Origin of the sequence: Streptomyces sannanensis, from assembly GCF_039536205.1 — a bacterium.
GTDB lineage: Bacteria > Actinomycetota > Actinomycetes > Streptomycetales > Streptomycetaceae > Streptomyces > Streptomyces sannanensis.
Genome location: NZ_BAAAYL010000001.1, coordinates 4,564,578 through 4,588,965 on the forward strand (window position 1 = coordinate 4,564,578; position 24,388 = coordinate 4,588,965).

Sequence of the window (24,388 nt, forward strand, 5' to 3'; positions counted from 1 at the left end):
TCACTTCAGTCGCTCGGCGATCCGGCCTCGCATTGTCTCCATGGAGAACCCGCACGGGTCGATCTTTCCGGGCTGCCACTCCAGGTGGCCGATGACCGAGCGCGCGGTCCAGCCGTGGTGCCGGCAGACCGCGGCGGCGGCCTTTTCGATGGCCGCCAGCTGCACCTCGGGCCAGGGGTCGTGCCCGTCGCCGAGGTTCTCGCACTCGAAGCCGTAGAAATAGCGGTTGCCGTCGGTGTTGGCCTCGTTGTCGGGTGGGAGGCGTCTTTCCGCGATGACGGCCCGCAGGACGTCGTCGTCGCCGAGTCCCGCGTGGTTGGCGCGGCCGTAGCCGACCAGATGGACCGCGCCGTCCTTGGCGATCACGCCGTGGCAGAGCGGGCCCGGCAGGCCCTCGTAGCCGTCACGGCAGATACGCACGGTGTTGGCGGTGCCCTTGGTGACGGTGTGGTGGATCATCACGCCGTGCACCGGTCCCCAGGGGCCTTTGTGATTGCGGTTGTGGGTGCGCCAGTCGCCGACGTGGACAACGGTCAGCCCTTCGTTCGTCAGTACGTCCAGAAAGCTTCCCGCGGACATGGGTGGGGCCATGGCCGCCTCCTTGCCTGGTTGCGCTCCGGTCGCGGATCGTCTTGTACCGCTTGGCCGGTTGTAGCGGATCGCACGCCGTACTGACCATCCGATTCGTACGGCGTGCGATCCGATCCGGTCAGTTCGAGGCCAGCCAGAGGTCGGGGCCGAAGACCTCGTAGTGGATGTCGGCGGCGGGAACACCCTTGGCCAGCAGCTGGGTTCGTACGGACCGCATGAAGGGCAGCGGGCCGCACAGGTACGCGTGCGTGCCGGGCGCGACGGTGATGGCGGAGAGGTCGGCGTAACCGATGCGGTCGGCGGGGTGGTCGGCGTCCGCGGACTCGTACCAGAAGTGGGCGTCGGCATCGGGCAGTTTGCCGGCCAGCGCCTCCTGGTCGGCGCGCAGCGCGTGGTCGGCCGGGGAGCGGTCGGCGTGCACGACGGTGACCGGGCCGCGGTGGTCGTCGGCCACGAGCTGCTCCAGCATCGCGAGGATGGGGGTCACGCCGATGCCGGCGGAGGCCAGCAGCAGCGGCGCGTCCGCGCTGTCGAGGACGAGGTCGCCGTAGGGGGCGGAGACGCGCAGCCGGTCGCCCTCGTGGATCCGGGCGTGGAGGTGGTTGGACACCTCTCCGTCGGGGCGGCCCTCGGCACCGCGCTCGCGCTTGACGGTGAGGGAGAGCAGGGGCGAGCCGGGGGCGCCGGTGAGGCTGTACTGGCGGATCTGGCGGGCGCCGTCCGGGAGTTCGACCTGGACGGAGACGTACTGGCCGGCCTTGAAGGCGGGGACGGGGGAGCCGTCGGCGGGCCGCAGCCGGAAGGTGGCCACATCCGCCGTCTCCTCCGTGCGGGATTCGACCACCCATTCGCTCCAGCTGTCGGCGGCGGTGAGGCCGCGCTCGGCGTAGAGGCGGGCCTCGATGGCGATCAGCGCGTTGGCCATCAGCCAGTAGACCTCGGTCCAGGCCTCGGCGACCTCGGGGGTGACCGCGTCGCCGAGGACCTCGGCGATGGCGGCGAAGAGGTGCTCGTACACGACGTGGTACTGCTCGGGCGTGACGCCCAGGGAGGCGTGCTTGTGGGCGATGCGGCCGAGCATCACGTCCGGGCGGGTGTCGGGGTGCTCCACGAGGTGCGTGGCGAAGGCGGCGATGGAGCCGGCGAGGGCCTGGCGCTGGGTGCCGTCGGCCTGGTGGCCGCGGTTGAAGAGGTTGCGGAGCAGCTCGGGGTGGGCTTCGAAGAGGCGGCGGTAGAAGAGCTCGGTGATGTCGCCGATGGCAGCGCCGACGGCGGGGAGGGTGGCACGTACGGTCGTTGCCGACTGCTCGGACAGCATGGGGCTCCTTAATTGGTATGTGACAGTCGCATTTTTGTCTGTGCGAAACGAGCCGCATAGGGCCATGTGGCCCCATTGGTGGGGTCAGGCGACTCCGGGTCTGCTGCGGCTGATGCTGAGCAGCAGTGGGCCGGTGGGGGAATGGACGAGGTCACCCACCGTCAGGGGATCGAGAGTGGCGAAGAACGCCTCCTGGGCCCGGCGCAGCGCGCCGCGCAGTACGCAGGCCGAATTCAGCGGGCACGGTGTGGTGCCCTCGCATTCGACGACATCGCCGGCGCCCTCCAGTTCACGTACGAGCCCGCCGATGGAGGCCGCCCTGCCCGCCTCGGTCAGCGCGAGCCCGCCGCCCCGCCCGCGCCTGGCCTCGACGAGGCCGAGGTGCTGGAGTCTGGAGACGACCTTGGCGGTATGGGTGTACGGGACCGCCATGGCCGCGGCCACGTCACGGGTCGTGGGTGCGTCGCCCTCGGCGACGGCCAGTCGCATGAGGACGCGAAGCGCCACATCCGTGAATCTCGTCAGCCGCATGAGGCCACGCTAGAAAACTTGAATCTCAAAGGCAAGTTAAGTGGTGTGCGCCACTCCAGGGCGCGCAGAATGCCCCGCGGTCCGCGATCCAGTCTCGCTCGTTTGTGTAATGGCGCCGCTGCTCTCCGTACTGGAAGGCTTCTTCCCGCAGGTCAGCCATTGATCGAAGGTCGGAGGGACATCAGAGATGTCGATCGAGGCAGGTTCCGAGATCCGCGACGGGCACACGTCGCCGCAGCAGAGTCTGAGCACGGCAGCCGCGCGGAACTTGGCGACCACCACCAAGTCCGTTCCGCAGATGCAGGAGATCAGCTCCAGGTGGCTGCTGCGGATGCTGCCATGGGTGCAGGTGCAGGGCGGCACCTACCGGGTCAACCGCCGGCTGAGCTATGCCGTGGGCGACGGTCGGGTGACGTTCGTGCAGACCGGCGACCGGGTGGAGGTCATCCCTGCCGAGCTCGGTGAACTTCCGGCCCTGCGCGGTTACGAGGACGACGAGGCGCTGGCGGAGCTGGCGCAGCGGTGCACCCAGCGGGAGTTCGAGCCCGGAGAAGTGCTCGCCGCCGCCGGACGCGCCGCGGACAAGGTCTTTCTGCTGGCGCACGGCAGGGTGGAGAAGATCGGCTCGGGGCCGTACGGCGACGAGGCGGTGCTCGGAGTCCTCGCGGACGGGGCGTACTTCGGTGACCAGGCCCTGCTCGACGAAGAGGCGGTCTGGGACCACACCGCCCGTGCCGCGACGCACTGCGTCGCGCTCGTCCTGTCCCGGCGGGACGTGCTGACGCTGGCCGACCGGGTGGACTCGCTGCGCGCCCATCTGGCCGGGGCGCGCTCGCTGCCCGGCCAGCGCACCAATGCCCACGGTGAGGCGGCCATCGAGCTGTCGGCCGGCCATGTCGGTGAGGCCGTCGTGCCGCACACCTTCGTCGACTACGAGGCAAAGCCACGCGAGTACGAACTGAGCGTCGCCCAGACCGTGCTGAAGGTCCACAGCAGGGTCGCCGATCTCTACAACCAGCCGATGAACCAGACCGAGCAGCAGTTGCGGCTCACGGTCGAGGCGCTGCGCGAGCGCCAGGAGCACGAGCTGATCAACAACCGCGAATTCGGACTGCTCGCCAACTGCGACTACGGCCAGCGGCTCCAGCCCCACGACGGGGCCCCCACCCCCGACGACATGGACGAGCTGCTCAGCAGGCGGCGCGGCTCCAAGCTCTTCCTCGCCCATCCGCGTGCCATCGCGGCCTTCGGCCGGGAATGCAACAAGCGCGGCCTCGTCCCGGGCAGCGTCGACATCGCGGGCAACCAGATCCCCGCATGGCGCGGTGTGCCGATCTTCCCCTGCAACAAGATCCCGGTCAGTGACGCGCGGACCACCTCGATCATCTGTATGCGTACGGGCGAGTCGGAACAGGGCGTCATCGGGCTCCAGCAGAGCGGCATCCCCGACGAGATCGAGCCGAGCCTGTCGGTCCGCTTCATGGGCATCGACGAGCAGGCGATCATCTCCTACCTCGTCACCGCCTACTACTCGGCCGCGGTGCTGGTGCCGGACGCGCTGGGTGTGCTGGAGAACGTGGAAGTCAGCCGCTGGCGGTGAGCCCCGGAGGCGCACCGGGTTCATTCGGGCCCACCGGCAGCGGTGGGCCCGCCCCCCTCTTGGAGTGACCATGGCCATGACGCGTACCCAAGCCACGACCGAAGGCCAGGAGGCCGCGGCCCTCCTGGAGCGCACCCGTGCCGCCGTCCTCCCCCGGCTGCGCCGTACCGTCGAGTCGCTGCCCGGCTCCATACGGAGCGTGGCCATGTACCACTTCGGCTGGGAGCACCCCGACGGCACCCCGGCCGCGGGCCGGGTCGGCAAGGCCATCAGGCCCGCGCTGGTGCTGGCCGCGGCCGGCGCCCTGGGCGGCGACCCGCAGCGGGCCGTACGCGCCGCCGCGGCGGTGGAGCTCGCCCACAACTTCACGCTCATCCACGACGACGTCCTCGGCGAGGACCCGACACGGCATCACCGCCCCACCGTCTGGACGGTGTTCGGCACCCCGGACGCGATCGTCGTCGGTGACGCGATGCTCGCCCTCGCGCTGCGGCTGCTCGCCGAGGACCCCGATCCGGTCGCTTCCGCCGCCTCCGCACGCCTCGCGGCCTGTGTCATCGACCTGTGCGCCGGCCGGCAGGCGGACTGCGCCTTCGAGGAACGCGGCCCCCTCGACGTCACCCTCGACGAATGCCTCACCATGGCCGAGGCCAAGACGGGCGCCCTGCTGGGGTGTGCCTGCGCGATCGGCGCTCTCTACGCCGGTGCGGGGGAGGCCCAGGTCGAGGCCATGGACTCCTTCGGCCGGGAAGCCGGCCTCGCCTTCCAGCTCATCGACGACCTGATCGGCATCTGGGGCGACCCGGAACTCACCGGTAAACCGGTCGGCGCGGATCTGGCCGCCCACAAGAAGTCGCTCCCGGTCGTCGCGGCGCTGACCTCGGGTACGCCGGCTGCCGCGGAGCTGGCCGAGCTGTACGAGGGGCCCATGGACGGCCCGGCCGTCCGCCGAGCGGCGGAGGCCGTCGACCGGGCGGGTGGCCGCGACTGGGCGCAGACGCAGGCGGCCGACCGGATGTCCCGCGCCGTCCACCACCTGGCACGCGCGGTGCCGGACCCCGCGGCGGGGGGTGACCTGCTGGCCCTGGCGGAGTTCGTCACCCGCCGCGCGAGGTGACGCCCCGCGGGCCCAGTGCGGCGGGGCGGCTGCGTGCCGGGCCGGTCCTGTCAACTCTAGTATCACCTACGCCAGTTGACGGACCAGGGAAAGGTTCACGGCGTGGGTGCACGAATACGGCAGGCTGACCTGAGTGACCGCGAGACGGTGGCGGACCTGCTGGACACGGCCTTCTTCGACGACCCGGTGAGCAACTGGGTCTTCCCCGACGCGGAACAGCGTCGCGGGAAGCACCGCACCTTCCTCGGTGTCTTCCTCGACCTCACGCTCGCCGAGGGCCGGGTCGACATCGTCGAGGACGGCACGGCCTGCGCCCTGTGGCATCACGTGCCGGCGGGGGAGCCCGAGGAGGAGGACGACACCCCGGCCCGTATGCGGGAGATCGCCGACCCGGACAATGAGCGCGCCGAGCTGGTCGGCCGGCTGACGGGTGCGGTCCATCCGCACGACCGGGCGCACGAGTATCTGCTGCTGATCGGCGTCACCCCCGAGCGCCAGGGGCAGGGAGTGGGTGCGGCGCTCATCGAGTCCGTACTGGAGCGCTGCGACCGGGACGGCCTACCGGCCTATCTGGAGGCGAGCAGCGCGCGCAGCCGCCGGCTCTACGAGCGGCTCGGTTTCGTCTTCATGGGTACGGCCGTGGAGCTCCCGGACGGGCCGCAGATGTTTCCGATGTGGCGGGAGCCGCGGGAACGGGACGTGTGACGATCGGCTCGACCGGGTCGGCCGGCTCCCCGCCCGAGAGTGCCCCGGGCAGGGACCGGACGCTACCGTCCAGTGCGGCACGGACGCCCTGGACGGGCTCCGCGCAGAGCACCGGGCGCCGGGTGGCCCCCAGGCGCAGCTCCGGAACGGCCGCCGGGCGTCATCCGCCCCCCGTCACTCCATCCACAGTGGCTGCGGCGCAGGGCGGCCGAGGGCCTGTCGTCCCGGGCTCGGTGCGCGACAGCGCGGGGCGGAGTCGCCCGTGCAGCCTTACGCTTGGACGTATGGCCAGTGCGCGGGCGCGTCAGCGCCTGACCGGTCCCCCGCAGGGCGGGTTCGTCTGCCCGGCCTGCGGACAGGCCGTGGAAACGACCGTTCATCGGCACAAGACCCTCGGGACCTATGTTCCGATATGGGCGCCCGGTCCGTGCCGGAATCCGAAGTGCTCCGAGTACACCGGGGAACTGCCCGAGGAGCCCGCCACCGGAGCCGGCACGGAGGAGGCCGGGGGCGATGACGCCCCCGCGGCCGACCGGAGTGAATCCAGCGGGTGACCTGCGGTGCCGCCGATGCGCCGGGACCGCTACAGTCCGCGCCATGTCAACGGAAGTGGAAGCCTGGACCGGTTGGTACCGGGACCGCCAGGGTGCGGAAGCGATCACGATAACGACGGACGGGGCAGGGCTCCGTACGACGATACGGGGAGTGGAGTTCTCGGGCGTGAGCCTCGACGCACTCGCCGAAGGTTCACTGGCCGACTGCGTACTGGAGTGGGACCTGCCTCTCCCGGTCGCCGTCGACGACACGGTCCACCAGGCCACGCTCAGCTGCCTGCTGACCCTCGGTCGCCGGCTCCCCGGCTCCGCCGCCGCACGCGCCGACCTCGGCCTCACCCTGCACTTCGGCGGCGCGGTCTACACCTCGGGGCGCCCCGGATGCGACCTCGAGGCGGGCCTGGCGCAGATCCGGCGGCAGCTTCCGGCGGGCGCGCTTTTCTCGGACGAGCGGCTGGGGCTGGGCCGGCCCGTGTAGTCGACCCGCGCCGGGGCGGCGGCCCGTCAGCCGTCGCCCCCGGGCTGCGCGCCCGGCTCCTCGTACGCATCCTCGTCCGGCTCCTCGTCGGGCTCCTCGTACGGCTCCGCCAGCCGCTCGGCGATGTCCTGCGCCCAGGCGCCCGCCCATCCGCGCAGGTCCCGCACCTGGTCCCCGGCCAGCCCGTATGCCTGGAACTCGCCGTCGCTCACCCACTCCAGGCCCTCGAGCCGGTCGCGCAGCTCCCGCAGGTCGAAGTCCTCGTCGTGCCGGGCACCGAGATGCTCCAGCTCGGCCGTGCTGAACCGGCCGCCCGCCGCGTACACGTCGACCATGTCCCGCGGCAGCCCACGGTCCACCAGCGCCCGCACCTTCGTACCCGCCAGGTCCTCGACGGCGAGCACCGGACCGACGCCCTCCAGGACGACCGGCGGTCGCCACAGCACCTCCTTGGCCACGACGACTTCGCACATCTCCTCCGTGTCCGGGTCGGCGACGGTCATCCGCGCCATGAGCGGAGACACGTCGGTCTCACCGACCAGCCATCCCCGGGCCCGCAGGCCGGCCGTCAGATGCCCGACGATCTCCGCCGCGGACACCGGGCGCTCGGTCACGAAGTCCAGATCCCTCCCCCGAGCTCGAGCGCAGCCGAGAGCTTGGGGGAGGGCGACCAGCCCGTGCGCCAGCACGGCGTACCCGCCGCCGAGGGCGAGCCCGTGGTCGTGCCCCAGGTCGAGTACGTCGGCGAGCAGCCGCCGGTGCGTGGCGGGGGCGTTCTCAAGCGTCACGGGCGCAGTATTCAGCACCCGGCGCGCGGGCGCCTCCACGGCGCACGGCGCTGTCAGGGCAGGCCGACGTTCCACTCCCCGGGCAGGCCGCCGTTGCAGAAGACGCACACGAAGTTCCCTTCGCGGACCCGACGCCCCCTCCCGCCCGGTTCGCCGGGCGGGAGGGGGCGTGCACAGGGCCGTGGCGGGCTCCCCGGCTGTGGCATCGCCTGGCCTCCGGCGGTTCAGGCGCCGCGCTGGTGGAGCTCCAGGTCCGCGACCACGGGGCGGTGGTCCGAAGCGTCCGTCGCAACGTCCTGGGCACCGACCACGGTGATGTCCGGGGAGACGGTCACATAGTCGATGCGCTTGGTCGGGTTGACCGCCGGGTACGTTTTGCCGCCGTTCGGGTCGGCGTCCTTCAGCTCCTTCCACAACGGCGCCAGCTCCAGGGCGTTCGGCGTGGCGTTGAAGTCACCGACCAGGACCTTCGGTCCGGAGTCCTCGGCAAGCACATTGAGCATGTCCGTCACCTGGGCGCTGCGGACCGACGGGTTGGCCCGGTAGTCCAGGTGCGTGGAGTAGACGTGCACGTGCGAGCCCTTGACGTTGACCGTCACCTCGGCGAAGCCGGGCGCGGGAGCCGGCACCGGGTTGGGCGTCTGGGTGGAGAGCCGCGTGATGTCGTGGTTCTCGGCGTCGAGAATCGGGTAGCTGCTCAGCACGGCGGTGCCGTACTGAGCCCGGTCGCCGCCCTCGGTGGCCGGGGGGTTGTCGTAGATCGGTGCGAAGAACACGTTCATGCCGAGTTCCTCGGCCAGCGCCTGGGCCTCGTCGACGAAGTCGCTACGGGAGCTCCAGTGCACGTCGACCTCCTGGAGGCCGATCACGTCAGCGTTCAGATCGCGGATCGCCGCCGCGGTGCGGTCCAGGTCGAAGACGTTGTCCTCGCCGGCACCGGCATGGATGTTGTAGGTCGCGACCCGCAGCGGCACCGCCGGGGCCTCCGAACCGGGGATGTTGGCGGTCGCGGCCGTCGCCGACCCCGCGGTGGCGAGCACGGCGGCGGCGGCGAGCACGGCGGCGGCGGCGCGGTTGCCGCGGGCGGGACGTCGGGAAATGAGCTTCATGACTACTCCAGATCAGACGGTGGTGAGGCCGGCACCGAACGGGAACAGGGGAGTTCCCGGGTCGGCGGGGTCGGGGATGGTCACGGGAAGGCGTCCGGCGGGCTGGATCGCTCCGGTCAGCACCCCGGCGAGGGAACGCATCGACACCTCGTTGAACGCGTATGTGGTGAGGTAGGTGGGCGCCTCGGGGAAGTACATGAGGTCGTACGGATCGCGGACGGCCACGGTGACGACCCGCGCGCCGGACGCCAGCAGCGCCTTGACCAGCTTCTGCTGGCCGGAATCGCCGGCCGCGCGGTTGGTGAGCACCACCGTGGTGTCATGCGACAGCGCGGCCGCGACAGCGGCGTTGATGCGTGCCTGGGAAGGCTTCGCCCCAGTGCTCAGGACGTCCACCGTCAGGCCCCGCTCGGTGAGCGCACGGCCCAGGGCCGCGGTGGTGATCGGCGCCGCCGAGTCGTCCCATCCGGTGACGAGCACCTTGCCCGCCGGCCCGAGCGGGAGCGCCCCCGGCTCGTCGCGCAGCAGCGTCGTGGTGCGGTCGGTGATCCGCTGCGCGACGGCCAGGTGGTCCGGCGTGCCGACCGTTCCTGCGACAGCCGCGGTGTCGACGAAGGGCGAGTGAACGATTCCACGACGCCACTTCAGCCGCAGTACTCGGGTCACCGACTCATTGATGCGGCGCTCGGTGAGCTCACCGTTGCGCACCGCGGCCAGGACCGCGTCATAGGCGACCTTCATCTTCGGCGGGTTGACGAGTACGTCGACGCCCGCCTTGAGCGCGAGCACCGGCACCCGCTCGTCGCCGTACTTGTTCCGCACGCCGGCCATCCCGAGCGAGTCGGTCACCACGACGCCGTCGTAGCCGAGCTCCTCGCGCAGCAGCCCGGTGAGGATCGGGTAGGACAGGGTGGCGGGATCGCCGGACGGGTCGAGCGCGGGCACCACGATGTGGGCGGTCATGATCGAATCGGCGCCCGCGGCGATGGCGGCCCGGAACGGCGGCAGGTCGATCTGGTCCAGCTCCTCGCGGGAGTGGCTGATGACCGGCAGTCCGGTGTGGCTGTCGACCGCTGTGTCGCCGTGGCCGGGGAAGTGCTTGAGGGTCGCGGCGACACCGGCGTCCTGGTAGGCGCGCACCTGCGCGGCCACCATATCGGCGGCCAGCTCGGGGGATTCGCCGAACGACCGCACCCCGATCACCGGGTTGGCCGGGTTGATGTTGACATCGGCCACCGGCGCCAGGTTCTGGTTGACGCCGACGGACCGCAACTCCTGCCCGCTGATGCCGGCAGCGGTGCCCGCGTCCGGGACACTGCGCCCGGCGGCGAGGGCCATGTTGCCGGGGAACTGGGTGGCCGGCGGCCCCAGCCGTACGACCGCGCCGCCCTCCTGATCGATGCTCAGCAGCAGCGGCACTTCCGACGGCTGATCGAGAGCCACCCGCTGGATGCCGTTGGACAGCCCGGCGACCTGCTCGGGCGCGCGGGTGTTGCCGGCGTAGGCGAAGTACACGAAGCCGCCGAGGTGGTAGCGGGCCACGGCCTGTGCCGCGTTGTCCACCCCGAGGAAGGACTGGTTCATGCTGACCGCGTCCGGGTCGGTGGTGTCCGCGGTCTCGCCGTACACACGGGTGGTGAACAGCTGGCCGACCTTCTCCTCCAGCGTCATCCGGTGCAGCGTGGCGTTCACCCAGCCGGTCTCGGCAGCAGAGGCGGGCGGCACGGTGGCGGCCGTGGCGCGGGATGAGTCCAGCGCGACCGCGGTTGCCGCAGCGACGCCGGCCGCGAGGATCGAGCGACGGCTGACGGAATGTTCCGGAAATTGCATGTAGTGCTCCCTCGATACGAGGCCGGAACCGCCTCACAGGGGCGGACCAGCGACGATCCGAGACGCTACGGATCTTCGATGAATCGCTGAGAACAAGCCAATGGCGTGAATGCGGCGAACCAGTGAGCGGGCATGAGCGGTGGCCAGGGCGGCCTGGGCGGGGTCGGTGAGGATGCGGATGGCATGGTCGGGGACGGCCATGCGGAGGTTCTGTTCGAAGCGGCGGATGGCGGTGGCGCGCGTCGGGTGAGGCCCGCCAGGACGGGCGCGGCGGCTTGGCGGACAACGCGGGCCGCGTGCACCCACGAGCCCGGGGACAGGTCCGCGCCATGCCCGTGACCATTGACCGTACGACATCGAGCAGGCGCGCGCCGTCGCTGCCGGTTCGCTGTCCCTGACGCCGGCGCCCGGCGGCTGGACGGCACGTGGTGGCCGCGCTCCCGTGCCCTCACTCGTGAGCTGCCACCCTTGACGGCCGCACTGGGCGACCTCTGGGGTCGCATCACGCGTATCACGGTGGCCCCGGCCTACTGGCCCGTCATCCCGCGTTGGGTGTCCGTAGCCGGGCGCATGGTGCATATGGGCTGGTCCACCGAGGAGCAGGATCCGCACAGACTGGCCTTTCTCTCCACCGATGGCCGCCGGGACGTGCTGGTGATCCGGAAACCGGTGCGGATGCCGCCGCGCAGTTGATGGCCGGCGACGGTATCGATGCCCCGGCCCGGGCCCCGCGATGATCACGCCGACGCACCAGGGGATCCGGCAGATGGAGACAGAAGAGGAAGGGCGTGGCTGAGCCGCCGCGTCGGCTTCTCGGACCGAAGTGAACCTCCGCAAGGATTGTTCGTGTCGGATTAATCCCTTTGGCGTAACGTGGAATGCGGGTCGGCGCACGCTCACGTGCAATGACCCGGAAGGGCGGCTCCGGCGGGTATACGCCGGAGCCGTTGCCTGTTTCCGTAACCGCGCTCTGCGGCGAGCGCTCGCGCGAGCGTCGTGCGGAGTACGGTGAGCTAGGAGGGTCGTATCGCGGTCGCACGCTCTGCGGTCGCACTGCTCTCTGCGGACGGGCGGACACCATGGCCGACTCAGACACCCCCGACCTCCCCAGGCTCCTGCCGGACGCCGTCCACCGGTCGGTGAAACCCGGCACGGCCCTGCTGCGCCTGGAGACGACACACTCACGCGAGGGAATCCTGGACGGCGCGTGGTGGCCGCGGTCCCGGGACATCGGTGCCGAGCTCCCCTCGCTGATCTCCGCGTTGACCGATCATCTCGGACCTGTCACCCGGGTCGGTCTGGACGGCAGTGCCTGGGACGAACTGCCGACCCGGGTGATGGTCGACGGCCGAGTCGTCCACATCGACTCCTTCCCGGTCGGTGACGACACCGTCCTCATCACCCGGGGCGAACAGGACCATTTCTCCCTGATGCTGGTCCCTCCGGACACGTCCTCCGACGCGGCGCGCGCCGCGATGGCCAGGGCCGTACGGGCCGACAACGTCACCGAGGCCAAACAGATCCTCATCGATACGGGCAGCGACACGCCACCTGCGCCGACCTGAAACCTCCGTCGCAGATCGACTCCCCGTCGGCCTGGACGCTAGTGCCGCGACCGGCAACGTTTGCCCGGCAAGGAGCGGCGTCCGGTGCGTGATCGCAAGGCGGCCGAAGGCCCTCGTAGCAGCGCTCCTTGGGTTTTCGGCCTACGCAGCGAGCGTGCGTGCCTGGGGGCACCCCTGGGGGCACCCCTGGGGGCACCCCTGGGGGCACCCCCAGCGGTAGCTGGGGGAGGTAGCTGGGGGAGGTAGCTGGGGGAGGTAGCTGGGGGAGGTAGCTGGGGGAGGTAGCTGGGGGAGGTAGCTGGGGGAGGTAGCTGGGGGAGCGTCGCGACGGGGCAAACGTTGCCGGGCTAGATGCGGGCGAACTTCTCCGTCTGCTGGGCGAATTCCTGGGCCATGGCGGCGCTGACCGTGGGCTTGGTGTCGCGGATCGTGTCCAGGTAGTCGTCGGTGGTGGGGGCGGTCCGGGTTCCGGTGTCGAAGGTGCGCTCGAACTGGGCCTGGGAGACGGTTCGCGCCGCATGGGCGATGTCGGCGGGGGTGAACCCCTCGCTGGCAGACGCAAGAACCGCGCTGTCGGCTCGGGCGCCCGCTCGGGCCAGGTAGCTCTCCCACAGCGCGGTCCTGGCGGTGCGGTCGGGAGGGCCGATCGGCAGCACGTAGTCGAAGCGGCCGTGTCGCAGGAACGCGGAGTCGAGCGTGGTCACGTTGTTCGTGGCGCAGACGAGCAGCCGTCCGTCCTGGCTTCGGAACCGGACGATCGCCTTGAGCAGTTCGTTGACGACGCCGACAGCGGTCGCGTCCGCGCCGCCGCGTTCGCCGGCGATCTCCTCGACCTCGTCGATGAAGACGAGGACGTGGTCGAGCCGGGCGATCTCGTCGAAGCGCCGGTTCAGCCCGGTCGCCAGGCCGTACTCGGCGGCCAGACGGGCGGGGAACAGTTCGAGGAAGGGCCATCCCAGGCGGCTGGCGATCGCGTGCGCGAACGTGCTCTTGCCGGTCCCGGGCGGGCCGAACAGTATCACCGCCCGTGGCAGTTCCACTCCGTGCTGGGCGGCCAGTTCGGGATGGGCCAGCGGCAGGACCAGGCGCCGCTCGATGAGCTGCTTCTCCCGTTGCATGCCCGCGACCTTCTGCCACAGTCCCCCCGGCGGCAGCTCCGCTCCGAGCGAGGACAGCGTGCCGGCCGACTGCGGAGCCACCGACCCGCGCTTTTCGAAGAAGACCAGCCCGGGGCGGGCGCCGAAGTCGCAGTTGCGGAGAGCGGCGGCACCGGTCTCGCCCTCGGGCAGGACGGCGTGCACTGCCTGGACGCCAGCGGCGAAAAGCCGTTGCTCAAGGGCGGTGATCAGGGCACTGCCCAGCCCGCGCTGCCGCCAGCCGGGCGCCATGCAGATGCGCAGGATCCATGCCCGTTCGCCCTCCACCCGGCTCACCGCGGCGCCGATCAGCACGTCGTCGGCCGTGGCCACCACAGCCGGGTGGCGGGCCTGGAGAGCCGTCACGGCGTCCGAGAGCGGGAACAGCGGCGGCTCCTCGGTCGTGCCGCTCTCCATGTCGACTCGGATCAGCGCCTCGAGATCGTCCTGGGTGTAGTCCCTGACCCGCCAGCCCGTCATGATCAGCTCCGCGTGTTCGGCCGTACTCCCATCATGAATGCCCGGAGGACGCGCGCGACAGGCGCCGTCATCACGCTGCGGATCTACGCGCACCTGTGGCCGGGGAGAGGAAGACCGCACCCGGGCCGTCATGGACGCCGTGCTCGGCGGCCTGCGGACCGGGTGCGGACAGGAAGACCAAGCAACCAAGGAAGTTGCAGGTCAGAGGGCATGATCGAAGATCAGGCCTTCTTGGTCTCCCAGAAGATGCGGTCGATCTCGGCGATGAGCTCGAGCGCCTTCTCACCGGTCTTCGGGTCGGTGGAGGCCTTGGCCGCCGACAGCGCCTTCAGGGTGTCGTTGACCAACTGGTGCAGCTCCGGGTACTTCTCGAAGTGCGGGGCCTTGAAGTAGTCGCTCCAGAGCACCGAGACGTGGTGCTTGGCGAGCTCGGCGCGCTGCTCCTTGATGACCGTGGCGCGGGCCTGGAAGTGCGGGTCCTCGTTGGCGGCCATCTTCTCCTGGACGGCCTTGACCGACTCGGCCTCGATGCGGGCCTGGGCCGGGTCGTACACGCCGCAGGGGAGGTCGCAGTGGGCGCTGACCTTCACCTTGGGGGCAAACAGGCGGGAGAGCATGGAGCTGTCCTTCCTCGTGATCGTCTTCTCAGGTGGGAGATTACTCGGTGAGAGAGCCGATTTCGCGAGTGCCCCCATGGGCTTAGGACGAAAGTCCGGGGCCAGGATGGGACGAGTGGCCGAACGTACGGCACGGCGACGCACGGGACAGCACGGAACGGACCGGGAGGTGGCGATGACGGATCAGGGACGGGAGCCGAGCGCTTTGTTCGGGGTCGCCGAGGTGACGGGCGCATCGATGGTGCCGACGCTGCGGCACGGGGACCAGCTGCTGGTGCATTACGGGGCCGCGCTGCGGGCCGGGGACGTGGCGGTGCTGCGGCACCCGCTGCAGCAGGATCTGCTCATCGTGAAGCGGCTGATGGAGCGGCGCGAGGGCGGCTGGTGGGTACTGGGGGACAACCCTTACGCCGAGGGGGACAGCAGGGTGTTCGGGACCGTTCCCGACGAGCTGCTGCTGGGGCGGGTGCGGGGGCGGTACCGGCCGCTGCCCGTGAAGGGTCAGCGGTCGGTGCCTACGGTCATCTCGTGGGCGGTGTCGGCGGTGCGGCCGGTGCTCGCGGACCGTTCGGTCTCGAGGCGCTTGCGGGCGCGGTAGGCGGCGACGTTGGCGCGGGTGGCGCAGCGGTCGGAGCAGTAGCGGCGCGAGCGGTTCGTCGAGGTGTCGAGGTAGGCGTTGCGGCAGGGTGCTGCCTGGCACAGGCCGAGCCGGTCCACACCGTGTTCGGTGAGGTGGAAGGCGAGTCCCATGGCCGCTATGGCGGCATAGCCGGCGGTGGCGTTGGAGGGGTGCTCGGCGAGGTGCATGTGCCAGATGGGGCGTCCGTCATCGTCCCGGTAGTCGTGGCCGGCGACCTGCGGGCTGACCGGGAACTCGAGCAGGAGTGAGTTCAGCAGGTCGACGGCGAGGGTCTCGTCCCCGCCGTCGGCGGCTTCGAACACCGCCCGAAGACGGGTCCGTACGTTCCGGAAGCGGGTGACGTCCGCGTCCGTGGCGCGGCGCGCGGCCTGGGAGGAGGCGCCGAAGAGGGCGCGGACCGCCTCGACGGAGGTGAGGGAGTCCTTGCCCCGGGTCGGCTCCTCGCTGTTGACCAGACGCACTGCATAGTCCGAGTAATGGGCCAGTTCCACTTGCAGTCCTTACGTGAGGAGAGCTAGGGTCACAGCTGTCGGAGTAACAGCCGACTTGCTTTCCAGGGTATTACGGAGGGGTGCGAGATGGCGGAGACAACGGTAAGCACCGACTGGCAGGCCTGGCAGCAGAGCTGGGACCGGCAGCAGGAGTGGTACATGCCCGACCGCGAGGAGCGGTTCCGGGTGATGCTCGACATGGTCGAGTCCTTCGTCGGCCCCGAGCCGAGGGTCCTCGACCTCGCGTGCGGTACGGGAAGTATCACGGACCGGCTGCTCCGCCGGTTCCCGAAGGCGACGAGCACCGGAGTCGACCTGGACCCGGCCCTGCTGGCCATCGCCGAGGGCACCTTCGAAGGTGACGACCGGGTCAGCTTCGTCACGGCGGATCTGAAGGACCCGGAGTGGGCCTCGAAGCTGCCGTACGGCTCGTACGACGCCGTACTCACCGCCACCGCGCTGCACTGGCTGCGTAATGAGCCGCTCGCGGTCCTCTACGGCCAGGTGGCGGGCCTGGTCCGGGACGGCGGCGTCTTCATGAACGCCGACCATATGAAGGACGAGGGCACCCCCCGGATCAACGCGGCCGAGCGTGCCCACCGGCACGCCGGCAGGGACCGGGCCAAGGCCGCGGGCGCGCTCGACTGGGCCGAGTGGTGGCAGCTGGCCGCGAAGGACCCGGTGCTGGCGGAGCCCACGGCCAGGCGCTTCGAGATCTACGGTGAGCACGCGGACGGCGAGACCCCGTCCGCGGACTGGCACGCGCGGACCCTTCGCGAGGCGGGCTTCGACGAGGCGCGCACGGTGTGGCGCTCGCCCTCGGACGCGCTGGTGCTGGCGGTCAAGTAACCCGCCCTCCGCGAAGCGGCACGGAACTTGCCTTCCGTGCCGCTTTTGCGTGCGCTGCAACCTCCGGGGCGGCCCACCGTAGCCGCCGCTCGGCCGGGACCAGCTGCGCGAGCCGGCCCTGCGGTCGGAGCTGCTGCCCCGGACCCAGAAAAAGCCGCGGAGTGCGCGAAGGGGCGGTACGGGCCGAGATGGCCCGTACCGCCCCTTCGTCATGCCCTCAGAGGACCTTCGACAGGAACGCCTTCGTGCGGTCGTGCTGCGGGTTCGTCAGAACGTCACGCGGGTGGCCGGACTCGACCACCACGCCGCCGTCCATGAAGACCAGCGAGTCGCCGACCTCACGGGCGAAGCCCATCTCGTGGGTGACCACGACCATCGTCATGCCGTCCTCCGCGAGGTCGCGCATGACGTCGAGGACGTCACCGACGAGCTCCGGGTCGAGCGCCGAGGTCGGCTCGTCGAACAGCATCAGCTTCGGCTGCATCGCGAGCGCACGGGCGATCGCGACGCGCTGCTGCTGGCCGCCGGAGAGCTGGGACGGGTAGTTCCCGGCCTTGTCGCCCAGGCCGACCCGGTCGAGCAGCTTCAGCGCCCGCTCTCGGGCAACGGCCTTGGTCTCGCCCTTCACCTGCATCGGGGCTTCCATGACGTTCGCGAGGGCCGTCATGTGCGGGAAGAGGTTGAAGCGCTGGAAGACCATGCCGATGTCCCGGCGCTTCAGGGCGACCTCGCTGTCCTTGAGCTCGTAGAGCTTGTCGCCCTTCTGGCGGTACCCGACCAGCTCGCCGTCGACGTAGAGCCGACCGCCGTTGATCTTCTCCAGGTGGTTGATGCACCGGAGGAAGGTGGACTTGCCGGAACCGGACGGGCCGATCAGGCAGAACACCTCTCCGTTGTTCACCTCGAGGTCGATGCCCTTGAGGATGTGGGCTGCGCCGTAGGACTTGTGGACGCCTTCGGCCTTCACCATCGGGGTCATCGGGCCACCTCCGGGCGACGGAACGTACCGAGGGTCGACGTGACTTTCTGCCAGGGTGTGGGCGGCAGGCTGCGGGTCGAGCCGCGTGCGTAGTAACGCTCCAGGTAGTACTGGCCGACGCTGAGGACCGAGGTCAGGATCAGGTACCAGGCGGCCGCGAGGAACAGCATCTCCACCGGGGAACCCGAGGTCTGGCCGATGTCCTGGGCGTAGCGGAGCAGTTCGTAGTACTGCACCGCGGAGACAAGGGAGGTCGTCTTCAGCATATTGATGACCTCGTTGCCCGTGGGCGGCACGATCACGCGCATCGCCTGCGGGATCACGATGCGGCGCAGGGTCTTGCCGTGGCTCATGCCGAGGGCGTGGGCGGCCTCGGTCTGACCCTCGTCGACGGCCAGCAGGCCGGCCCGGCAGATCTCGGCCATGTAGGCGGCCTCGTTGAGGCCGAGTCCGAGCAGCGCCGTCAGGAACGGCGTCATGAAGTCGGACCACTCGTCCTTGTAGATCGGACCGAGGTTGATGTACTCGAAGACCAGGCCGAGGTTGAACCAGACGAACAACTGGACGAGGACCGGGGTACCGCGGAAGAACCAGATGTAGAACCAGGCGATCGACGAGGTCACCGGGTTCTTCGACAGACGCATCACCGCGAGGACGACGCCGCCGGCCACACCGATGGCCATGGACAGCAGGGTGAGCAGGAGGGTCTGGCCCACACCGTCGAGGATGCGCTTGTCGAAGAAGTAATCGGGGACCGCACCCCAGTTGATCTTGCCCCCCGCGAAGGCGGAGACGATCGCGGCGAACAGGGCGATGGCGACGAGCGCCGCGACATAGCGCCCGTAGTGCCGGACCGGGATGGCCCTTATGCTCTCCGGCGCGGCAGGTGACGGCCTGTCCGTCTTCTTGATGTCAGTCACAGTGGTGCCTTTCGGAGACCGGCTGGATCAGGAGCCGCCGTTGATCTTGGCCTCGGTCACGGCACCGGCCGGGACACCCCACTTGTCGAGGATCTTCTTGTACTCGCCGTTCTTGACGATCGCGTCGAGAGCGGCCTGCAGCGCGTCGCGCAGCTGGGTGTTGGACTTGGCGACGGCGATGCCGTACGGAGCGGCGTCGACCTGCTCGCCGACCAGCTGGAAGTCCTTGCCGCCGCCGGAGGTCTGCACGGCGTACGCGGCGACCGGGAAGTCCGAGGAGCCGGCGTCGGCGCCACCGGAGCGCAGCCGGGTCTGGGCCTGCTGGTCGGTGTCGAAGGCCTCGATGGAGATCTTGCCCTTCTTGGCCTTCTGGCACTTGGCGTCCTCGGCCTTGGCGAGGTCGTGCGAGACGGTGCCGCGCTGGACGACGATCTTCTTGCCGCACAGGTCGGCCCAGGTGGTGATGCCCTTGTCGTCACCCTTCCTGGTGTAGATCGACACACCGGCGGTGAAGTAGTCGACGAAGTCGACGCCCTCGCCGACCTTCTTGCCGGTCGCGGAGTCGACACCCTCCTGGCGGTCCTTGGTGTCCGTCATGGCGGACATGGCCATGTCGTACCGCTTGGAACGCAGACCGGTGATCAGGGTGTCGAAGGTGCCGTTCTGGAACTCGAACTTCACCCCCAGCTCCTTGCCGAGCGCGTCCGCGATGTCCGGGTCGATGCCGACGGTCTTGCCGGAGCCGTCCTTGAACTCGACGGGGGCGTAGGCGATGTCGGAGCCGACCTTGATGACGCCCGAGTCCTGGATCGACTTCGGCAGCTTGGCGAAGAGGGGTGCCTTGGAGGCCGCTGCCGACTCGCCGCCGGTCTTCTTGGAGCCTTCCTCGGTCTGGTTGCCGCAGGCGGTCAGCAGTACGGCGCCGGCGACCGCGAGGGCGCCGACCGCAGCAAGTCGGGACTTGGCGGCGGTCGAGCGGCGGGTGGTGCTTGCGGTCATGGTGTGGTTCCTCCGGCGGATGGGGGAGACAGAGCGGATGGGGGAGACAGAGGGGATTCGGTACGCACCTTCGGGTGCCGTGACCGTGTGCGAGTACCGGCATCTTGCCATTCGGACCCCGGCAAGCAGACTGCCTCGCATGTCAAAATCGGATAACGGGTGATCCTCGAACCCCGACATGCCGGTACATCAGGGCCACATCGAGGCCGGATCTATTGCGGAGTAGCGGTCGCTCCGCCGCAAAATCTTCGGCACGTCTCGCCATGTGGACGGATTTCGTTTCCCGTACCGCAGTTGTCCAGTTCATTCGGCTATGAGTCATGTCACGGCCGCTGGATGGACTCGCTGATGACACCGTCCGTCAGGTAAGAAAGACCCTTACACCCCTCATCAGGGGCTCAGGGTGCGCGTGCGGCGCACCCGCGCGTACGTGCCTCCAATCGCGGGCGCGGACGCGGCCCGCCCACCCCTCACCGGGAGTGGTTACCCTCAACTGTTCAAGACTTAAGGGGTCAACAAAGTGGCAGCGGAGATCGTCAATCCTCACAGCGACAGCAATACGGGCGAAGAGGCTCCGGGTGAGCCCTTCGATCCGGCTTTCGCGCTCCACCGCGGCGGCAAGATGGCCGTCCAGGCGACCGTCCCGGTCCGTAACAAGGACGACCTGTCCCTCGCCTACACGCCGGGCGTCGCCAAGGTGTGCAGCGCGATCGCCGAGCGGCCCGAACTCGTCAACGACTACACGTGGAAGTCGAACGTCGTCGCCGTCGTCACCGACGGCACGGCCGTTCTCGGGCTCGGCGACATCGGCCCGGAAGCCTCCCTCCCCGTGATGGAGGGCAAGGCGATTCTGTTCAAGCAGTTCGGCGGAGTGGACGCGGTGCCGATCGCGCTCGCCACGACCGACGCGGACGAGATCGTGGAGACCGTCGTCCGCCTCGCTCCCTCGTTCGGCGGAGTGAACCTCGAGGACATCTCGGCCCCGCGCTGCTTCGAGATCGAGCGCAAGCTCCAGGAGCGCCTCGACATCCCGGTCTTCCACGACGACCAGCACGGCACCGCCATCGTCACTCTCGCGGCGCTCCGTAACGCCGCGAAGCTGACCGGGCGCACCCTGGGCGAGCTGCGCGCCGTCATCTCCGGTGCGGGCGCCGCCGGTGTGGCCATCGCCAAGTTCCTGCTGGAGGCCGGCCTCGGCGATGTCGCGGTCGCCGACCGCAAGGGCATCGTCAGCCGCGACCGCGACGACCTCACGGACGTCAAGCGCGAGCTGGCCGAGATCACGAACAAGGCGGGAATCAGCGGCACCCTGGAGTCCGCCCTGGCCGGCGCCGACGTCTTCATCGGCGTCTCCGGCGGTACGGTCGCCGAGGAGGCCGTCGCCTCCATGGCCCCGAACGCGTTCGTGTTCGCCATGGCCAACCCGAACCCGGAGGTCCACCCCGACATCGCGCACAAGTACGCGGCGGTCGTGGCCACGGGTCGTAGCGACTTCCCGAACCAGATCAACAACGTCCTCGCATTCCCCGGCATCTTCGCGGGCGCACTCCAGGTGCGCGCCACCCGGATCACCGAGGGCATGAAGATCGCTGCGGCGACCGCGCTGGCCGATGTCGTCGGCGACGAGCTCGCCGCCGACAAGGTGATCCCCTCGCCGTTCGACGAGCGGGTCGCCCCCGCGGTGACGGCGGCGGTCGCCGCGGCGGCCCGTGCGGAGGGCGTCGCCCGGGCATAGCGTTCTCCGCAGTACGGGCCGGGCCGTCCCCCACGTGGGGGACGGCCCGGCCCGTTCGCGTTGCGAGGGTGCTCCCCGTTCCGCCCTTGCCGGGGACTGAGGACACACCCCGAGCCCCCCGGGGGACGGCGAGGGACCGCAGAGCGGGGTCCCCGCCCCGAGAGGGCCGGCACCGCGGCCGCCCTGCCGCGGTGGGTGGTGGCCTTGAGCCTGTCCGGACACTCCGGCCCGCCCCGCGGTGGGCGGTGGCCTTCAGCCTGTCCGGCGTTCGAGGACGGGCACGCCCCCAGCTACCTCCCCCAGCTACCGTTGGGGGTGCCCCCAGGGGTGCCCCCAGGAGTGCTGCCCCCAGGGGTGCCCCCAGGGGGCCCCCAGGGGTGCTGCCCCCAGGTCCGCCTCGCGATGGGCGTCGACACCGGGGTCGCCCCCCCCGCCGCACCGCGCGGCGGATTGCGGGACGTGTCACACCCGGGGACGGTTCCGTCGCGTCCCGTGTCCGTCCTATCTTCATGGTCATGTTCGCTGCCTACGCCGCCCGAATCGACCGCGACCAGCCGCTCAACGGCCTTGAGCTGGGGGAGCGTCCGGCTCCCGAGGTGCGTCCCGGCTGGAGCCTGATCGATGTGAAGGCCGCCTCCCTCAACCACCATGACCTCTGGTCCCTCCGCGGGGTGGGCCTGAGCGAGGACAAGCTGCCCATGATCCTCGGCTGCGACGCGGCCGGCACCGACCAGGACGGCAACGAGGTCGTCATCCACTCCGTGATCGGCCAGACCGGCCACGGTGTGGGGCCGAACGAGCCGCGGTCGATCCTGACCGAGCGCTACCAGGGCACCTTCGCCGAGCAGGTCGCCGTTCCCACATGGAACATCCTCCCCAAGCCCAAGGAGCTGAGCTTCGAGGAGGCCGCCTGCCTGCCGACCGCCTGGCTCACCGCGTACCGGATGCTGTTCACCAACGCGGGTGTGCGCCCCGGTGACTCGGTCCTCGTCCAGGGCGCGGGCGGCGGTGTCGCGACTGCCGCGATCGTGCTGGGCAAGGCGGCCGGGCTGCGTGTGTACGCCACGAGCCGTGACGAGTCCAAGCGCAAGCGGGCCGTCGAGCTCGGCGCCGTGGACGCCTTCGAGCCCGGTGCGCGGCTGCCGCAGCGGGTGGACGCGGTCATCGAGACGGTCGGCGCGGCCACCTGGTCGCACTCCGTCAAGTCGCTGCGCCCCGGCGGCACGCTGGTCATCTCGGGTGCGACCAGCGGTGACCGGCCCTCGCACGCCGAGCTCACGCGGATCTTCTTCCTGGAGCTGAAGGTCGTCGGCTCGACCATGGGCTCGAAGGACGAGCTGGAGGACCTGCTGTCCTTCTGCGCGGCGACCGGTGTGCGCCCGGTCATCGACGAGGTGCTGCCGCTGGACCGGGCCCGCGAGGGCTTCGCGAAGATGGAGGCGGGCGGTCTCTTCGGAAAGGTTGTACTGACGAACCCTTGATGCCTTGTCAGTAGGCCTGTTCGGAGCTCCGGCACGTCATGACCCGTGCCGTGCCGGAGGGTGCCTGCCCATGCGTACGTCAAGAGTCCTTACTCGTGCGCAGGATCTCGCCGATATGCGCCGCGGCAGCGGAAAGGTGACGTCGGGCCTCGGTGAGCTGGGACTCCGTCACACCGTGGTCGCGCGCGGCGTCGCGGATGTCGTCGCGGAAGCGGTCCAGCAGCCGGTCGAGGTCGCGGGCCGGATCGCCGGTCGGGGCCGTGTGCGCCCACTCCGGTTCGGGGCCGGGCGTGGTCGGGGTCCTGGCGGGGTGTTCCGGGGGCGTGGGGCGGCCGAACCGGCCGAACTCCTTGGTGATCTCGGCCAGGCCGTCCCGTACGGCCGCGGGCCAGTCGCCCCGTGTCACATGGTCCTGGACCTGTTCCTGGACCTGTCGGGCGATGCGCTGCATCTGCTCGCGGGCCTGCTCGGCGTCGTCGCGGGCCCGGCGCGACTCGTCCTTGGCACGGAGGGCCTGCTCCCTCCACTCCTGCTTCGCCCGCATGAACTCCTGCTTGGCCAGCCGCCATGCCTCCTTGTCTCCGCCGGGAACTCCGGACGCCGCGGACGCGCGGGCCTCCTTCGCGGCCTGGCGGATCTCCCGTCGTAGATCGCTTGCCGAGCCGCTGACGTCGGCGCGGATCTCCGCGGCCAGTTCGGAGACCGACTCACGGATCTCGATCTCGAGTTCGGCCAGTTCGCCCTGGCGGTCGGCGAGTTCGGCGCGGCCCGCGTCGGTGAGGGAGTAGACCTTGCGGCCGCCCTCCGAGGCGTGGGTGACCAGGCCCTCGGCCTCCAGTTTGGCGAGGCGCGGGTAGACGGTTCCGGCGCTCGGCGCGTACAGGCCCTGGAAGCGCTCCTCGAGCAGCCGGATCACCTCGTAGCCGTGGCGGGGTGCTTCGTCGAGCAGCTTCAGCAGGTAGAGGCGGAGGCGTCCGTGGGCGAAGACGGGCGGCATGTCAGAGCACCTTTCCTTCCGTGCCGACGGTGTCGGCGTAGGTGTCGGCCGGCCTGCGCAGCAGTGCGATCGAGCCCGAGACGGTGGTCGCCTTCAGGGTGCCGGTGCCGGTCCCCAGCGTGCCGGTGATCTTCTTGGCGCCCCACTGGCCGCTGACCTTGAGGTCGTCGAAGGCATTGGAGACGGCGCCGCCGGCGGTGTTGGCCTCGACGCGGGCGTCGGCCGGGTGCGGCAGCCGGATGGCGATCTCGCCGGAGACGGTGGTGAGTCCGATGTGGGTGGGGGAGCCCGCCGGGTCGATGTCGACGACCATGTCGCCGCTGACCGATTCGGCCCGTACGGCGGCGCCCGCGCCGTCGATGACGGTCAGGTCGCCGGAGACCGATGTGAAGTGCAGCTCACCGGTGACGGCCTGGGCCTCGAGATTGCCGGAGACGGTGTCGGCCCGGGTGGGGCCGGAGAGCCGGACGAGGGTGGTGTCGCCGCTGACGCCGCGTACGTCCGTACGCCCCCGGATGCCGGAGACCACGGCTCCGGCGCCGACCACGCCGACCTCGACCCGGGCGTCGGCCGGGACGGCGAGGGAGACCACCGCGCCGCGCTGCCAGCCCTTGCGGTCCAGCCACTTGAGGAAGCCCTTCCAGGGCAGGTCGTCGTAGGCGACGGTGAGGGTGCCGTTCTCCTGGGTGACGGTCAGGGGCGGACCGTCGAGGTCGGAGACCTCCAGCCGTGCCGAGTCCTCGTCGGTGCCGACGACGTTGACCGTTCCGTTGACGATGCGCACATGGAGAGCCGTCACCGGGCCGTCGAAGGTGAGTTTCTGCGGCTCCGCGACGGACCACGTCGATTCAGTCATCGTGCTGCCCCCTGTCGAATCA

Annotated in this window: 24 protein-coding genes and 1 pseudogene; 11 read left to right on the forward strand and 14 right to left on the reverse strand. The window is 70.3% G+C overall.

All coding sequences use genetic code 11. The annotated features are described in order from the left end of the window. The 3 genes from ABD858_RS21645 to ABD858_RS21655 all read right to left on the reverse strand — a co-directional run bounded on the left by ABD858_RS21645 (nucleotide 1) and on the right by ABD858_RS21655 (nucleotide 2,440). Nucleotides 1–591 (reverse strand): N-acetylmuramoyl-L-alanine amidase, encoded by a 591-nt coding sequence (locus ABD858_RS21645; RefSeq protein WP_345040121.1) that lies wholly within the window; start codon nucleotides 589–591, stop codon nucleotides 1–3. 118 nt (nucleotides 592–709) lie between these two features. Then, nucleotides 710–1,909 (reverse strand): globin domain-containing protein, encoded by a 1,200-nt coding sequence (locus ABD858_RS21650; RefSeq protein ID WP_345040124.1) that lies wholly within the window; start codon nucleotides 1,907–1,909, stop codon nucleotides 710–712. A gap of 84 nt (nucleotides 1,910–1,993) precedes the next feature. Continuing rightward, a complete protein-coding gene (locus tag ABD858_RS21655; RefSeq protein WP_345040126.1) occupies nucleotides 1,994–2,440 on the reverse strand; it encodes an RrF2 family transcriptional regulator in 447 nt (148 codons plus the stop codon). A gap of 187 nt (nucleotides 2,441–2,627) precedes the next feature. Here ABD858_RS21655 and ABD858_RS21660 point away from each other — a divergent pair, with 187 nt between their 5' ends. The 4 genes from ABD858_RS21660 (at nucleotide 2,628) to ABD858_RS21680 (ending at nucleotide 6,894) form a co-directional block, all read left to right on the forward strand. Beyond that, nucleotides 2,628–4,040, forward strand: a complete 1,413-nt coding sequence (locus ABD858_RS21660) for a family 2B encapsulin nanocompartment shell protein (RefSeq protein ID WP_345040128.1) — start codon at nucleotides 2,628–2,630, stop codon at nucleotides 4,038–4,040. Nucleotides 4,041–4,116: 76 nt separating this feature from the next. Next, a complete protein-coding gene (locus ABD858_RS21665) occupies nucleotides 4,117–5,157 on the forward strand; it encodes a family 2 encapsulin nanocompartment cargo protein polyprenyl transferase (protein WP_345040131.1) in 1,041 nt (346 codons plus the stop codon). Nucleotides 5,158–5,259: 102 nt separating this feature from the next. Next, nucleotides 5,260–5,862, forward strand: coding sequence for a GNAT family N-acetyltransferase (locus tag ABD858_RS21670; RefSeq protein ID WP_345040133.1), 603 nt, complete (start codon nucleotides 5,260–5,262; stop codon nucleotides 5,860–5,862). Nucleotides 5,863–6,459: 597 nt separating this feature from the next. Further along, nucleotides 6,460–6,894: a DUF6304 family protein gene (locus ABD858_RS21680; RefSeq protein ID WP_345040138.1), complete on the forward strand. Its 435-nt coding sequence runs from the start codon at nucleotides 6,460–6,462 to the stop codon at nucleotides 6,892–6,894. 26 nt (nucleotides 6,895–6,920) lie between these two features. On the opposite strand, the gene ABD858_RS21685 is transcribed toward ABD858_RS21680, so the two are convergent. The 3 genes from ABD858_RS21685 to ABD858_RS21695 all read right to left on the reverse strand — a co-directional run bounded on the left by ABD858_RS21685 (nucleotide 6,921) and on the right by ABD858_RS21695 (nucleotide 10,621). Then, entirely contained in the window at nucleotides 6,921–7,682 is a 762-nt protein-coding gene (locus tag ABD858_RS21685) for a nucleotidyl transferase AbiEii/AbiGii toxin family protein (RefSeq protein ID WP_345040140.1), read from the reverse strand. Nucleotides 7,683–7,906: 224 nt separating this feature from the next. Further along, a complete protein-coding gene (locus ABD858_RS21690) occupies nucleotides 7,907–8,791 on the reverse strand; it encodes an endonuclease/exonuclease/phosphatase family protein (protein ID WP_345040142.1) in 885 nt (294 codons plus the stop codon). 12 nt (nucleotides 8,792–8,803) lie between these two features. Then, nucleotides 8,804–10,621, reverse strand: coding sequence for a glycoside hydrolase family 3 protein (locus tag ABD858_RS21695; protein ID WP_345040144.1), 1,818 nt, complete (start codon nucleotides 10,619–10,621; stop codon nucleotides 8,804–8,806). A 342-nt stretch (nucleotides 10,622–10,963) separates the two neighbouring features. Between ABD858_RS21695 and ABD858_RS21700 the strand changes: the two genes are divergently transcribed. Continuing rightward, on the forward strand, nucleotides 10,964–11,314 hold the full coding sequence (locus ABD858_RS21700) for a DUF5994 family protein (RefSeq protein ID WP_345040146.1): 351 nt from the start codon (nucleotides 10,964–10,966) through the stop codon (nucleotides 11,312–11,314). Nucleotides 11,315–11,700: 386 nt separating this feature from the next. After that, the gene (locus ABD858_RS21705; RefSeq protein ID WP_345040148.1) at nucleotides 11,701–12,186 is read left to right on the forward strand and encodes a DUF5994 family protein; all 486 of its coding nucleotides are present in this window, start codon (nucleotides 11,701–11,703) and stop codon (nucleotides 12,184–12,186) included. A gap of 347 nt (nucleotides 12,187–12,533) precedes the next feature. Here the strand turns inward: ABD858_RS21705 and ABD858_RS21710 are convergent, their stop codons facing one another. Next, nucleotides 12,534–13,802 (reverse strand): ATP-binding protein, encoded by a 1,269-nt coding sequence (locus tag ABD858_RS21710; protein ID WP_345040151.1) that lies wholly within the window; start codon nucleotides 13,800–13,802, stop codon nucleotides 12,534–12,536. 63 nt (nucleotides 13,803–13,865) lie between these two features. On the opposite strand from ABD858_RS21710, the pseudogene ABD858_RS21715 reads away from it, so the two are divergent. Continuing rightward, nucleotides 13,866–14,016 (forward strand): annotated as a pseudogene (locus tag ABD858_RS21715) (tyrosine-type recombinase/integrase); the annotation flags it as partial. A gap of 7 nt (nucleotides 14,017–14,023) precedes the next feature. Here the strand turns inward: ABD858_RS21715 and sodN are convergent. Then, the gene (gene sodN, locus ABD858_RS21720) at nucleotides 14,024–14,419 is read right to left on the reverse strand and encodes a superoxide dismutase, Ni (protein WP_345040153.1); all 396 of its coding nucleotides are present in this window, start codon (nucleotides 14,417–14,419) and stop codon (nucleotides 14,024–14,026) included. Between the two features lie 175 nt (nucleotides 14,420–14,594). Here sodN and sodX point away from each other — a divergent pair, with 175 nt between their 5' ends. After that, nucleotides 14,595–15,017, forward strand: a complete 423-nt coding sequence (gene sodX, locus ABD858_RS21725) for a nickel-type superoxide dismutase maturation protease (RefSeq protein WP_345040155.1) — start codon at nucleotides 14,595–14,597, stop codon at nucleotides 15,015–15,017. On the opposite strand, the gene ABD858_RS21730 is transcribed toward sodX, so the two are convergent. Next, the gene (locus tag ABD858_RS21730) at nucleotides 14,921–15,550 is read right to left on the reverse strand and encodes a CGNR zinc finger domain-containing protein (RefSeq protein WP_345040156.1); all 630 of its coding nucleotides are present in this window, start codon (nucleotides 15,548–15,550) and stop codon (nucleotides 14,921–14,923) included. The genes sodX and ABD858_RS21730 overlap by 97 nt on opposite strands. Before the next feature lie 87 nt (nucleotides 15,551–15,637). Between ABD858_RS21730 and ABD858_RS21735 the strand changes: the two genes are divergently transcribed. Beyond that, the gene (locus ABD858_RS21735) at nucleotides 15,638–16,399 is read left to right on the forward strand and encodes a class I SAM-dependent methyltransferase (protein WP_345040158.1); all 762 of its coding nucleotides are present in this window, start codon (nucleotides 15,638–15,640) and stop codon (nucleotides 16,397–16,399) included. Nucleotides 16,400–16,616: 217 nt separating this feature from the next. On the opposite strand, the gene ABD858_RS21740 is transcribed toward ABD858_RS21735, so the two are convergent. From ABD858_RS21740 to ABD858_RS21750, 3 genes are read right to left on the reverse strand one after another with little or no spacing between them, the layout of a single operon-like run. After that, entirely contained in the window at nucleotides 16,617–17,378 is a 762-nt protein-coding gene (locus ABD858_RS21740) for an amino acid ABC transporter ATP-binding protein (protein WP_345040161.1), read from the reverse strand. Next, a complete protein-coding gene (locus ABD858_RS21745; protein WP_345040163.1) occupies nucleotides 17,375–18,298 on the reverse strand; it encodes an amino acid ABC transporter permease in 924 nt (307 codons plus the stop codon). Before ABD858_RS21745 ends, ABD858_RS21740 begins: the two co-directional genes overlap by 4 nt. A gap of 27 nt (nucleotides 18,299–18,325) precedes the next feature. Continuing rightward, on the reverse strand, nucleotides 18,326–19,297 hold the full coding sequence (locus ABD858_RS21750) for an ABC transporter substrate-binding protein (protein WP_345040165.1): 972 nt from the start codon (nucleotides 19,295–19,297) through the stop codon (nucleotides 18,326–18,328). A 520-nt stretch (nucleotides 19,298–19,817) separates the two neighbouring features. Here ABD858_RS21750 and ABD858_RS21755 point away from each other — a divergent pair. Together ABD858_RS21755 and ABD858_RS21760 are read left to right on the forward strand one after the other, a co-directional pair. Next, a complete protein-coding gene (locus ABD858_RS21755; protein WP_345040168.1) occupies nucleotides 19,818–21,032 on the forward strand; it encodes an NAD(P)-dependent malic enzyme in 1,215 nt (404 codons plus the stop codon). Nucleotides 21,033–21,547: 515 nt separating this feature from the next. Next, nucleotides 21,548–22,513, forward strand: a complete 966-nt coding sequence (locus tag ABD858_RS21760; RefSeq protein WP_345040170.1) for a zinc-binding dehydrogenase — start codon at nucleotides 21,548–21,550, stop codon at nucleotides 22,511–22,513. 79 nt (nucleotides 22,514–22,592) lie between these two features. Here ABD858_RS21760 and ABD858_RS21765 read toward each other — a convergent pair whose 3' ends face one another. Further along, entirely contained in the window at nucleotides 22,593–23,510 is a 918-nt protein-coding gene (locus ABD858_RS21765) for a PadR family transcriptional regulator (protein WP_345040171.1), read from the reverse strand. A gap of 1 nt (nucleotide 23,511) precedes the next feature. After that, entirely contained in the window at nucleotides 23,512–24,366 is an 855-nt protein-coding gene (locus tag ABD858_RS21770) for a DUF4097 family beta strand repeat-containing protein (protein WP_345040173.1), read from the reverse strand. Nucleotides 24,367–24,388 lie beyond the last annotated feature (22 nt).